The 12424-nt window shown below is 64.0% G+C and carries 12 protein-coding genes; 2 read left to right on the top strand and 10 right to left on the bottom strand.

Annotation, left to right across the window (positions count from 1 at the left end; genetic code table 11):
- Positions 1-9 precede the first annotated feature (9 nt).
- From LZ585_RS09295 to purB, 3 genes are all read right to left on the bottom strand, one after another.
- Positions 10-153 (bottom strand): hypothetical protein, encoded by a 144-nt coding sequence (locus LZ585_RS09295; protein WP_234853307.1) that lies wholly within the window; start codon positions 151-153, stop codon positions 10-12.
- A gap of 39 nt (positions 154-192) precedes the next feature.
- Complete coding sequence (locus LZ585_RS09290; RefSeq protein WP_234853306.1) at positions 193-1206, bottom strand: FliG C-terminal domain-containing protein; 1014 nt, start codon at positions 1204-1206, stop codon at positions 193-195.
- Positions 1207-1276: 70 nt separating this feature from the next.
- A complete protein-coding gene (gene purB / locus LZ585_RS09285) occupies positions 1277-2590 on the bottom strand; it encodes an adenylosuccinate lyase (RefSeq protein WP_234853305.1) in 1314 nt (437 codons plus the stop codon).
- 147 nt (positions 2591-2737) lie between these two features.
- On the opposite strand from purB, the gene LZ585_RS09280 reads away from it, so the two are divergent.
- Together LZ585_RS09280 and LZ585_RS09275 are read left to right on the top strand one after the other, a co-directional pair.
- Entirely contained in the window at positions 2738-3445 is a 708-nt protein-coding gene (locus LZ585_RS09280) for a hypothetical protein (protein WP_234853304.1), read from the top strand.
- A 24-nt stretch (positions 3446-3469) separates the two neighbouring features.
- Positions 3470-4495, top strand: a complete 1026-nt coding sequence (locus LZ585_RS09275) for a YihY/virulence factor BrkB family protein (protein WP_234853303.1) — start codon at positions 3470-3472, stop codon at positions 4493-4495.
- Here the strand turns inward: LZ585_RS09275 and LZ585_RS09270 are convergent.
- The 7 genes from LZ585_RS09270 to rpsD form a co-directional block, all read right to left on the bottom strand.
- Positions 4492-6171: a peptidoglycan -binding protein gene (locus LZ585_RS09270; protein WP_234853302.1), complete on the bottom strand. Its 1680-nt coding sequence runs from the start codon at positions 6169-6171 to the stop codon at positions 4492-4494. The two genes, LZ585_RS09275 and LZ585_RS09270, sit on opposite strands and share 4 nt — an antisense overlap.
- 3 nt (positions 6172-6174) lie before the next feature.
- Positions 6175-7530: a hypothetical protein gene (locus tag LZ585_RS09265; RefSeq protein ID WP_234853301.1), complete on the bottom strand. Its 1356-nt coding sequence runs from the start codon at positions 7528-7530 to the stop codon at positions 6175-6177.
- 79 nt (positions 7531-7609) lie between these two features.
- Complete coding sequence (locus LZ585_RS09260) at positions 7610-8167, bottom strand: gamma-glutamylcyclotransferase (RefSeq protein WP_234853300.1); 558 nt, start codon at positions 8165-8167, stop codon at positions 7610-7612.
- A 57-nt stretch (positions 8168-8224) separates the two neighbouring features.
- Complete coding sequence (locus LZ585_RS09255) at positions 8225-9145, bottom strand: prephenate/arogenate dehydrogenase family protein (protein ID WP_234853299.1); 921 nt, start codon at positions 9143-9145, stop codon at positions 8225-8227.
- Positions 9142-10233, bottom strand: a complete 1092-nt coding sequence (gene hisC / locus LZ585_RS09250; RefSeq protein WP_234853298.1) for a histidinol-phosphate transaminase — start codon at positions 10231-10233, stop codon at positions 9142-9144. Before hisC ends, LZ585_RS09255 begins: the two co-directional genes overlap by 4 nt.
- Before the next feature lie 99 nt (positions 10234-10332).
- Positions 10333-11454, bottom strand: a complete 1122-nt coding sequence (locus LZ585_RS09245) for a Hint domain-containing protein (protein WP_234853297.1) — start codon at positions 11452-11454, stop codon at positions 10333-10335.
- A gap of 271 nt (positions 11455-11725) precedes the next feature.
- Positions 11726-12346: a 30S ribosomal protein S4 gene (gene rpsD, locus LZ585_RS09240; RefSeq protein ID WP_234853296.1), complete on the bottom strand. Its 621-nt coding sequence runs from the start codon at positions 12344-12346 to the stop codon at positions 11726-11728.
- Between the last annotated feature and the right edge of the window lie 78 nt (positions 12347-12424).

Below are 12424 nucleotides of genomic sequence, written 5' to 3'. Positions count from 1 at the left end.
GCGGGGATGTTAGCGCCAGAAGCTGAGGTGCTCGATGAAATCGTCCATCGAACGGGCCGCCAGCAGCGGTAAATCCCAGCGCAGCCAGATCTGATCGGCGGCAAAAAGCGCCCCGATCAGGACCAGAACGGCAATGGCGATGGAATTGGTCATACCTGCTTATCCGCCCACCGAAACGTCTGCGCAAGCCTGTCAGTCGTCATCGTCCTGCGGAAGGATCAGGGTGATTTCCCCGGCTTCTTCAAGACGACGGATGGCGCTGACAACCTCGGTCATGGCTTCCTCGATGTCGGATGCGCGAAGCTTGCCCAGATCGTTGCGTTCCTCGCGCAGGCCGTCGGACATACGTTGCGACAGGTTCGACAGGATGAAGTCGGCGGCCGCAGCTTCGGCCTCGCCCTGGGCGGCGAGGGCGCGGACGAGGATGGGCTGATCGACCTCTCGAATGATGCGGGGAACGTCACGGGGCAGGACGCGGGCGGGGATATGGGCGAAGATGAAGATCGCCTTGCGCACGCTGCCTGCGAAGTCGGCGTCATGCCGATCAAGGCTGTCCAGCACGTCGTCCCGCAAATCGGCGGTGGCAAAGTTCAGGATCGCGCCCATCCGGTCGGTTGCGGGGGTGGAAATGGCGGGCCGGGGCAGCGCCTCGGCTGCTTGCAGCAGGATCACTCCCACGCGGTGCAGTGATTCGGGCGTGACACCGGCGGTCATGGACATGGCCTGCGCAATCGCCCGTGCCCGTTGGCGCGGCAGGCCCACGAACAGTTCCGACGCGCGTTCCACGGGCAGCTTGGACAGCATCAAGGCGACCATCTCGACCGCTTCGGAATTTGCAAGCGCCGTGACGGCAGAAGCGGGCAGGGCCGCTATGCGGGGCCAGGGGTCGCCCCGGCCTAATACCACGGCGCGGCGGCGCAGCCGGTCGGTGCTGTCTTCGGACAGTTGCGCGCCCAGCATCGCCAGCGTGCCATCCAGGTCGCCGGGAAAGGTCACGCCAACTGATTCCAGCCGGTCACAGAATTCCGTAATGATCGCGTCGCGCGTGTGGCGGTCGATCAGTTCCATTCCCGCCATTTCCTCGGCCAACAGCGTCTGGCTTTCGCTGTTCAGCCGCGACAGGCCGGAAGCCGATTCATCATCCAGAAGCAGGCGCACGATGACCGCCGCCTTTTGCCTTTGGTTCAGTCCCGTTTGTATTGTCATGGCCCCACCAGATCGACCGTTCCATGCAGTCAATCTGGCAGAGCTTCCCTAACATGGCGTTTACGCGCGGCTATTTCTGGCTGTCTTCGAACACCCGGCGAAAGATCGTATCGACGTGCTTGGTGTGATAGCCAAGGTCGAATTTCTCCTCGATCTGGTCGGGCGACAGGACAGCCGTCACCTCGGCATCGGCCAGAAGTTCCGATTTGAAATCAGCACCTTGTTCCCAGACCTTCATCGCATTTCGCTGCACCAGGCGATAGGCATCCTCGCGCGAGACGCCGGCCTGGGTCAGCGCCAGAAGAACCCGCTGCGACATCACCAGGCCTTTGAACTTGTTCATGTTCTTCAGCATGGTGTCGGGATAGATCACCAGCTTTTCGATCACGCCTGCCAGCCGGTTCAGCGCGAAATCCAGCGTGATCGTGGCGTCTGGTCCGATGGCACGCTCGACCGATGAATGGCTGATGTCGCGTTCGTGCCACAGGGCCACATTCTCCATCGCCGGAATCACCGCCATGCGAACCAAGCGGGCAAGGCCCGTCAGGTTTTCGGTCAGGACCGGGTTGCGCTTGTGGGGCATCGCGGAACTGCCCTTCTGGCCGGGGCTGAAGAACTCCTCGGCCTCCAGCACCTCGGTCCGCTGCATATGGCGGATTTCGATGGCAACGTTCTCGATGCTGCTGGCAATGACGCCCAGGGTTGCGAAGAACATCGCATGGCGGTCGCGCGGGATCACCTGGGTGCTGATCGGTTCAGGGCGCAGGCCCAGTTTGGCGCAGACATGCTCCTCGACCGCGGGATCGATATTGGCGAAGGTGCCCACGGCGCCTGAAATGGCCCCGGTCGCGACCTCCCACCGGGCTTTTTCCAGGCGGTTCCGGTTGCGGTCCATTTCCGCGTAAAAGCGCGCGAAGGTCAGGCCCATCGTGGTTGGTTCGGCATGAATGCCGTGGCTGCGACCGATGCGGACCGTGTCCTTGTGTTCGTAGGCGCGGCGTTTCAGCGCCTCCAGCACACGGTCCAGATCGGCCAGCAGGATGTCGGCGGCGCGCACCAGTTGCACGTTCAGCGTGGTGTCCAGAACGTCGCTGCTGGTCATGCCCTGGTGGACAAAGCGGGCCTCGTCCGAACCGATATGTTCCGCCAGATGCGTCAGAAAGGCGATCACGTCGTGCTTGGTCACGGCCTCGATCTCGTCGATGCGGGCCACGTCGAATTCCACGTCCTTGGCGCGCCACACGGCCTGCGCGTTTTCGCGCGGGATCACGCCCAAATCGGCCTGGGCATCGCAGGCATGGGCCTCGATTTCGAACCAGATGCGAAAACGGGTTTCCGGCGACCAGATGGCGGTCATCTCGGGACGGGCATAGCGCGGGATCATGGCGGGCCTCTTTTGCAGTTGGGGCGGGCATAGCGGGGCCATGACGCAGGAGCAAGATTTCGATTGGCCCGCACCGTGCCAGGGGAACATTCCGACCGCGCAATTGGTTGGGGAAGCGAACCGATCCGATAACGCCGGAGAGCAGCGATGAATCCCACCCCGAATGACAATCATGACGACAACCGCCCCCTGACCGAGGCCGACCGCACGACCGAAACCCGTTTCGGCCCGCGTCCAGTGCCGCCGGGGCACCAGATGCCGCATTCCCGAAGGGTAATTCCCTCGGGCCGCGTTTCCCCTGATGGCCGTTCATCCTATCCCAGCCCCGCAACGGGCACCAAGATTGCCGTCTGGGGCGGGATTGCGCTTGGCGTGGCGGGCGGGACGGCGGCCGCAGTCTTTGCGATCCGCAAGATCGCCGAGGCCTTGTCCGACGATTCGCCGTCGTCGCACCACAGGCCCCGTCGCCCGGTGCCGCAATTTGCCAAGCTGGACGATGACGAACGCGACGCGATGCGCAGCCGTGTCCACGACCAGGAGCGTCATGACAGCCGAGAGGTCGCCCGCCTGCGGCAGGAGGCGTCGCGCCGCCGCCCGTCGTTCCAACGCAAGGCCAAGAAGGGCAATTTCGCCGAAAGCCTGATCGAAACCTCGACCAAGCTTTCCGAAAGCCTGGAAGGCGTGACCAAGTCCATGGCCATGGCGGTCGAATCCTTCCGCGGGGTTGCGGGCCAAGCCACCGGCATCGTGCAGGAATTCGCGGGGGCGGCAGATCAGTTGCGGTCCGCATTGCGGGGCGAGAATCCCTCGGCGTCCCGCCGTTCGGACGATGACGAGCGCGCCCACCGGCTTTGATCCAGGACTGAGCGAGGACGGACGATGAAAAGCAGCACGCCCGGGGTCATGGATGCGTTGTTCGGCGATCTGGATGACCCGACCCGCGAACGCTTTGGCCTCAAGACCGAGGGCGATCCTGCCGCTGTCACGGAACGTCCCATGACAACAGCGCCGCGCGCGAACGTAGGACTGCGCGATCTGGGAAAGGATGACATCTGGGCGATCGCCAAGTCCACCCTGTCCCAGATCGGCACTGACAGGGTGACGGCCGTTGCCGGGGGCATCACCTTCTTCGGGCTGCTGTCATTGTTTCCGGCGCTGACTGCCTTTGTGTCGATCTATGGACTTGTTGCGGATCCTGCCACGATCGCGGGTCATCTGGATATGCTGGAAAGCTTTCTTCCCCAAGGTGCCCTCGGCATAATCCGGGATCAGGTGCAGGCGATCACCTCGTCGCCCGGCACCGCCTTGTCAATTGCAGGGATCGGCGGTCTGCTTGTGGCCTTTTATTCCGCCAATGGCGGAATGAAGGCACTGCTGTCGGCACTGAACGTCGCCTTTTTCCAGACCGAAACCCGGGGCTTCATCAAGCTGAACCTTGTGTCCATGGTCTTTACCCTGGGCGGACTGGTGATGATCATCCTGATGCTGGGCATTATCGCGGTGATTCCAATCCTGCTACAGATGCTGCCGCTGTCGGAATCGACAAGCACCTGGGTGGGGTTGATCCGATGGCCGATCATGTTCGGGGTGCTGATCCTGGCGCTTGCCGCATTGTACCGGTGGGGACCGGACGCCCCGGATTCCCGGTGGCGGTGGATTTCGCCGGGTGCCGTGATTGCGGCGATAGGGCTGGTGCTGACCTCGATCCTGTTCAGTTGGTATGCTGCGAACTTCGCGGATTACAACGAAACCTATGGGTCGTTGGGCGCGGTGATTGCGCTGATGATGTGGCTGTGGTTCGCCTCGACCGTGGTCCTTGTCGGGGCCGAGGTCAATTCCGAGATCGAAAGCCACCTCAAGAAACTGGCAGGCGTGCCCGACAAGCGCCAAAAGGAACAGGTCTAGCGTTCCGTCAGCTTCAGTTCGATCCGCCGGTTCGCGGCCAACGCATCGGCGGACGTGCCCTGTGCCACGGGCCGCGTATCGGCAAAGCCGGTCGCGGCCAGGCGATTGGCCGGAAATCCCAGTTCGTCGATCATATAGCGCACGACTGCCAGGGCGCGCCCCTGGCTGAGTTCCCAGTTGTCGCGGTAACGGCCGGTGCCCGAAAGCCGGGTGTCGTCGGTATGGCCATCGACGCGAATGATCCAGTCGATCTCGGGCGGGATGTCGCCGGAAATCTCGGACAGCATCCGGGCTACGCGGGCGACCTGATCCTGGCCGGCGGCAGACAGCGTCGCCTCGCCCGGGGCGAACAGCACTTCGGACTGAAAGACGAAGCGGTCGCCCACCACCTGGACGCCTTCGCGGCCCGACAGGATCTGGGACAGGCGGCCGAAGAATTCCGACCGATAGCGGGCCAGATCAACGGCTTCCTCCTCGGCCTTCTGTCGGGCCTGTTCTTCCAGCGTCAGGCGGCGGTCCTTTTCCTCGGCCGCGCGCAGCAGGGCGGCGTTCAATTGCCGGCCTAGATCCTCGACCCGCAATTCCGCCTGTTTCTGATCGTCGCCTGCCGTGTCCAGCAAGGCTTGCAGCGATCCCAGCTGGGCCGTCAGCGACGCGACCTGTTCGTTCAAAAGCGCAACCCGCCGTTGTCCGTCGTCAGACAGGGCTTGTTGATCCGCCAGGGCCTTTTCGGCCGTTTCCAGCAATGCTGCCTGACGCTCGGCCTCGGTGCGGGTGCGTTCGGCTTGGGCCGTCGCCTGGTCGCGCGCGGCCTCGGCTGCGGCCAGAAGGGTAAGGGTTTCCTCGGCTCGCTTGCGGCTTTCTTCCAGCGACAGGGTCATGGCAGTCAGTTCGGCATCGGCGCTTTCCAGGCGCTCGCGCAAGGCCCGCGCGGCCTCGGCATCGGTCAGGCGGGCGGCCTCGGCCTCTGTCAGGTCGGCCTGCAGGGCGTCAGCGCGCGCGGCCGTCGCCTGGTTCTGTTGGCGCAGATCGGCGATCAACGCCTCGAGCGCCTCGCGGCGGGCGGCGGCAAGACGAGCTTGTTCAGCCTGGGTGTCGATTTCCTGACGCGCCGCCGCCACGGCCAGTTCGGCGGCACTGGCGCGGCTTTGCTGTTCGCTCAGTTGCGCCCGCAACTGCTGCTGCTGGGCGTCGGCTTGGTTGCGATCCGCCGCGCGCGCGGCCATCAGGGCAGCCACCTCGGCCTCGAAATCGGTCAGGCGGCTGCGGGCCTGGGCCAGTTCGCCCTGGCTGTCTTCCAGCTGGGTCGACAGCCGGGTGATCCGCGCGGCCCTGTCGCGGGCCTCAGCCTCGGCATCGGCAAGCTGGCCTTGCAGAACACCCTTCTGACCCTCGGACACGGTCAGGGCCTGGCCCAGGGCGGCGACCTGCTGGCCCAACTGTTCCAACCGCCGTTCCTGACCGGAAATCACCCGGTCCTGGCTGGAAATGACCTGATCCTGTTCGGTGATGGTGTCATCCTGGTCGGTGATCTGGTCGCGCAAGACCGATTGCATCACCGTGAAAATGGTCAAAACAAAGACCAGGACCATCAGCAGCGTCGCCAAGGCATCCACAAAACCCGGCCAGATATTGGTCGAGAAACGATGCCCGGATGCGGCGCGACGCAGGGCCATGGGTCAGTTCCTGTCCCGCGACACCAAGGGATCGCGCAGAAGATCGTCGCGGAACGGGTCGTTGAACCGTGCCGCGCGCACCGCGCGGGTCAGCACCAGGATGTCCGACCGCAGTTCTGCCACCATTTCGTCGCGCCCTTCGGTCAGGTCGGCTGCCAGCCGGTTCAAGGCAGCCTCGATCCCCGCCATATCGGGGGGCGGGGACGCCGGGCGCTCTGCCTGGCTGCGGGCAAGATCGACCAGCCGGTCCTGGCCCTGCGCCAGCCGGGACAAGGTTTCGGTCAGGGCCGCAACGCGCGATTGCGATTCCTGGTGATCGGTCTCGCTGCGTTGGACCAGGGCTTCGACGGCCTGCGCCATTACTACGACGCGTTCATCGGCCATCGCGGCCGCCTCGTCGCGTTGGAGGTCGCGACCGGCTTGGATCTGTTGCAAGCGGTCCATCTGGCCCGCCATCTGTTCCAGGAACCCGGCCAAGGCGGCCTGATCGACGGCGTCGCCTTCGTTCCCCGCCAGGCTGACGCGGGTAAAGCCCGACATCCATTCCTCGAGCTCGCGGTAAAAGCGGTTCTGGCCATGGGTGGCGAACAGTTCCAGCAGACCTACCACCAGCGACCCGGCAAGGCCCAGCAGCGACGATGAAAACGCCGTGGCCATGCCGCCAAGCTGGGCTTCAAGACCGCTCATCAGCTTGTCAAAGACCTGGAGGCCGCTTTCCCCCTGTTGCGGAGCCAGCGTGCGGATGGTTTCGACGACCGCCGGAATGGTCGTGGCCAAGCCGTAGAAGGTGCCCAGAAGACCAAGAAAGATAAGCAGGTTGGTGAGATAACGTGTGATGTCGCGCAGTTCGTCGATACGGGTTGCCACCGAATCCAAGATCGATGACGCGGCCCCGGTCGAGATCACCCCGCCCACGGGCCCACGAGTTCCCAGCAGGGCCGCCAGCGGCGCAAGCAGGCGCGGCGGCTGATCGCCGGTATCCGCCTCGCCCCGCGCGGCGATGCCCTTTTCAACCGCATGGCGGCGGCGTTCGGCAAATCTTTCGATCCAGCTGACCGACCGGGTCAGCTGTCCGACCTGCCAGAAGCAGGCCAGGATGCCAAGCGCGAAGACCCCCAGGATGAACCCGTTCAGCCACAGGTTCGCCTGAAAGATCGGCAGGATACGACCATAGGCGACCCAGCCGCCCGTCAGCACCAGGGCCAGAACCGTCACCATCAGGACGATCTGGCGGATGGGCTGCGAAAATCTGGGATTGGCGGGGCTGGTGTCGGACGAACGGGTTGCGGTGATCCGGCGAGGCGGGCGCTGTCCCAAGGTGGATGCATCATGCCGCTGGCTGCTGGTTGGTTCGCTCAACTGATCGCCTTCCCTGACCAGGACTGTCCTTGGGGCCAACTGTAGGATGCAGCCCGCCACTTGCCAAGCGATCCGACGGTCAGGTGCCGCAGTTTCTGTCCGTTTCCAGCAGCTTGCGCACCTGCCGGGCCAGATGATCCATCACCGCGTCGCCCAGGCCGATCTGCGTCAGGTGGGCGGCGGTGTTGAACAGGTATTCCGCGTTCGACCCGCGTCCGCCATGTGCCCGGGCGATGATGCGCGCCTGTTCGTCCAGCGGCAGCCCGCCTGCGTATTGGACATGATCGCGGCGCATGACATAGGCTAGGGCCTCGACCCGGCGCCCGTCTTCCAGGCGCAAGGGCAGGATCGCTTCCTGATAGGCGTCCGTCACCAGTTCGCGGGCGCGCAGATAGGCCAAAACCTCGTCATGGTCGGAATCCGCGATGCGCAGGGCCAGGCCGCCGCATTCGGCATCGGATTGTTCGTCCAGGCCCAGAACAAGGCCGGGCCGCGTCCTTGTGCCGCGATGCTCGATCGACCGCAGGCAGAAGCTGCGGGCAAAGCCCGCCGCCCAGGCCCGCACCGATTCCGCCGGGGCAAAGCCCGGATCCCAGATCAGGGAACCATAGCCGAAGACCCAATCAACCTTTCGCATCTGCCCCAATCCGTTCGTCCACCAACAGTTAGGGCAGCCCGGTTCAGGATGATAGCCTTACCGCGCCGGGCTGACGCGGCCGAAATCGGGCGCGGCGGTGTCCTGTCCCGCCTCGATGATGCCGCGACGGATCGCCCGGGTGCGGGTGAAGTAATCGAACAACTGCTGGCCGTCGCCCATGCGGATCGCGCGCTGCAAGACGAACAGTTCCTCGGTAAAGCGGCCCAGGATGTCCAGCGTGGCATCCTTGTTGTGCAGGAACACGTCGCGCCACATGGTCGGGTCGCTGGCGGCGATGCGGGTAAAGTCGCGGAAACCGGCGGCGGAATACTGGATCACTTCCTCGTCCGTGACGCGGCGCAGGTGGTCGGCCACCCCCACCATCGTATAGGCGATTAGGTGTGGTGCGTGGCTGGTGACGGCCAAGACCAGATCGTGATGCGCCGGTTCCATGTTGTCGGTCTTGGCGCCCATCGCGCGCACCAGATCCGACAGGCGGGCAGCGGCGGCGGGATCGGTGTCGGGCAAGGGAGTCAGCAGCCACCAGCGGTTCTGGAACAGGCTGGCAAAGCCCGCGCGTGGACCAGAGTGTTCGGTCCCCGCTAGGGGGTGGCCGGGCACGAAATGGACGTCGGGCGGGACGTGCGGGGCCACCGCGTCGATCACCGACTGCTTGACGGAACCCACATCTGTGACGGTCGCCCCGGGTTTCAGATGGGGCGCGATTTCGGCGGCTATCGCCCCCATTGCGCCAACCGGCACGGCCAAGACGATCAGGTCCGCATCCGTCACGGCGTCAATCGCGCTGTCAGCGATGCGGTCGCAAAGGCCGATGTCGCGGGCAATGTCGCGGGTCTCACTGCTGCGGGCATAGCCCACGACCTCTTGCGCCAAGCCCTTTTCGCGGATGGCATGGGCCATGGACCCGGCGATCAGGCCCAGCCCGATCAGGGCTACGCGGTCATAGATCACGCTCATGCGCCCCTCCGATCCGCCATGAAGCGGCCCAGGCTGTCTAACACGCGGGTCACGCCGTCCTCGTCGCCCACGGTGATGCGCAGGGCGGCGGGCAGGCCATAGCCTGCGACGCGGCGGACAAGGATTCCGTCATCGCGCAGGGCAGCATCGGCAGCTTCGGCCTGCGCCGGGTCCGCAAATCGGGCCAGTACAAAGTTCGCGAAGCTTTCGTCGCAGCCGATGCCCATCTGGATCAGCAAATTGCGCATCCGCTCTCGCATTCGGGCGTTCAGGTCGGCGCAGCGGTCGCGAAAGGCCGTGTCGAGGATCGCGGCCTCGGCTGCGGCCATCTGGGCATTGGACAGGTTGAAGGGCTGCCGGATCCGGTTCAGCACGTCGATGATCTGGCGGCTGGCATAGCCCCAGCCGATGCGCAGCCCGCCAAGCCCGTGGATCTTGGAGAATGTGCGGGTCATGATGACGTTCGGATGCCGGTCCACCAGATCCGCCCCACCATCGGCGCCGGCCGCAAATTCCGTATAGGCGCCGTCATGGACCAGCAGCACCGACGCGGGCAGGCCATCCACAAGGCGCCCCACCTCGCCCGGGGTCAGCATGGTGCCGGTCGGATTGGCCGGGTTGGCGATAAAGACCACGCGCGTGCGGTCCGTCACGGCATTCAGGATGGCGTCCACGTCGATGCGGCGGTCTGTCTCGGGCACGGTGACGGGCACGGCACCCACCATCCGGGCCAGGATCGGATACATGGAAAAACCATGCTCGGTTGTGATGACCTGATCCCCCGTGCCCGCAAAGGCATGGACGACGAATTGCAGAACCTCGTCGGAGCCCACGCCGCAGATGATCCGGTCGGGATCAAGGCCGTGGACCTGCCCGATCGCGCGGCGCAGGGGGGCGTGGTCGGTGTTGGGATAGCGATGCAGATCGGCCGCCGCCGCAGCATAGGCCGCGCGGGCCTTGTCGCTGCAACCCAGCGGGTTTTCGTTCGAGGACAGCTTCAGCACATTGTCGCGCCCGGCCAGCTTGCTTTCGCCGCTGACATAGAGCGCAATGTCCATGATGCCGGGTTTCGGCGTGATCTGCGTCATGTTCATATCCTTTGCGCGCCCCGTCTAGTCCATCGCGGCGCGCCAAGGAAGTATCATGCGCGGGAAATCCGGCAGCCGTGGCCGCCGGATGTCAGCCTGTCAATGCATCGTCACCAAGGGCTTGCCGTTCTGAAGATGGCGCATCGCCAGCTTGCGGGCCATGCGACCGCTTGCCAGTTCCCGCGCCGAAGGCGGCAGGGCGGTCGCCCGTTCCAGTTCGGGGAACAGGGCAAAGATCTCCTGCCTCGCGGCACGGCCGACCGCGCGCAGGGCTTGCGGCCCGGTGTACAGGGATTCCGTTTCGGTCCCGTTGGCAAAGACGATCTCGTGACGGTCGAACAGGACGTGAAAATATTCGACCGTTTCTAGATCCTGCGCGATGTCGATCCCCTCCAGCGGCAAAAGCTGCTTGGCCGCCACCAGGATTTCGACCGCGCCGAACATACGCTGCGCGATGGCAGAGCGGACAAGAATCCGGTGCTGGGGGGATACCATAAGGGGCTGGGCCGGAAGGTTCGGGCCAAGGGCGCCCGCCGCGATGCGGATCGGACGCAGGTTCGGCTGGGCACGCAGGCGTTCTGCCGAAAGGGTCACCCGACCGATCCAGCGGACCGGCTGGAGCGCATTGTCGCGCGTCAGGACCATCGTGCCAACAGCCAAATCCTCGACCGCCACGGGACCATCGGCGGTCAGGATCATGGTGCCGCGTGTAAAGCAGGGAACGATCTGGTCCTCAGCCAGGGCAAGCGTGCCGGCGGGATTATAGCTGTAGGATTCAATTACCGTGTCAAGAAGTCGCTGCACTTCATCGGTAATTGGCGTCAAAAGCGCGCCAAGCTCCAATGGAAGTGCATCCGCGATCTCGGAGATGGGGACATTCAATGTAATGTCGGGCAAAAGAATAGCATCAATCGTGATCGTCACCCCAAGCCGATCTGCGCTCAAAGGTTCATTGGTGATCATATAGGCTTGGCCGTTCTCGTCGACATAAACCGGGGCGGTGATGGGATTGATCTGGATTGTCGCACCCGCAAGGCCGAGAACGCTCACGCCCCCGGTGGCGGTCGTCAGGGTCGCCGTTCCCGCGAACGTACCCGCATCAACCGGATTGCCGTCGGCATCAACAAGGGTCAGTTCGTCGCCTGGTTCCAGCGTCGTGGCAGAAGTTGCCTCGACATCGTACTGGGCAAATTCGGTCGAGTTGCCCAAGTCGTTCAACACGAAAGTCGGTGGCAGCGTCAGTATCGGCGTTTCCGCACTGAGGTCGAGGAAGCTATCGGGGAGAGGAGTCGTGTAAGGCATGTCGTCTTCCTATGGGCAGACTCGGACAGCGCGCCGAATCGATAAGGGGATCGCGAGAAACATGCGGACGAGTAAATGGACATATCAACTAGACGTGACCCAGCGTCGGAAGCAAATGGTTAATTAACCAGAAAATGAAAAAGGCCGCATCCCGGAGGATGCGGCCCGATTTTGCGCAGAACCGGAAGGATCAGTTCTTGGCGTAGTATTCGACGACCAGGTTCGGCTCCATCACGACGGCATAGGGCACGTCGCCCAGGGCCGGGGTGCGCACGAAGGTGGCGGTCATCTTGTTGTGGTCGACTTCCAGGTAATCCGGCACGTCGCGTTCCGTCAGGCCCACGGCTTCCAGCACAATGGCCAACTGGCGCGAGCGTTCGCGGATGGCGATCACGTCGCCTTCCTTGACGCGATAGGACGCGATGTTGACGCGCTGACCGTTCACCTCGATATGGCCGTGGTTCACGAACTGCCGGGCAGCCCAGATGGTGGCCACGAACTTTGCGCGGTAAACAACGGCGTCCAACCGGCGTTCCAGCAGGCCGATCAGGTTTTCACCGGTGTCGCCCTTGATGCGCTCGGCCTCGGCATAGATGCGGCGGAATTGCTTTTCGGTCAGGTCGCCGTAATAGCCCTTCAGCTTCTGCTTGGCGCGCAACTGGGTGCCGAAATCCGACAGCTTGTTCTTGCGGCGCTGGCCGTGCTGGCCGGGACCGTATTCGCGGCGGTTCACCGGGGATTTGGCGCGGCCCCAGATGTTTTCGCCCATGCGGCGGTCAAGCTTGTATTTGGCAGAGGTGCGTTTCGTCACCGCTGATCTCCTTCTTTGATTTATCGAAGGGCGTTGTCCTTTGGTCCGAAGACCCGACAGGCTTCCCCTTGCGGGGTC

The organism is Paracoccus everestensis, from assembly GCF_021491915.1.
In the GTDB taxonomy this organism is placed as follows: Bacteria; Pseudomonadota; Alphaproteobacteria; order Rhodobacterales; family Rhodobacteraceae; genus Paracoccus; species Paracoccus everestensis.
Note: the sequence above shows the minus strand (reverse complement) of the source record. Positions and strands in the feature narration are given on the sequence as shown.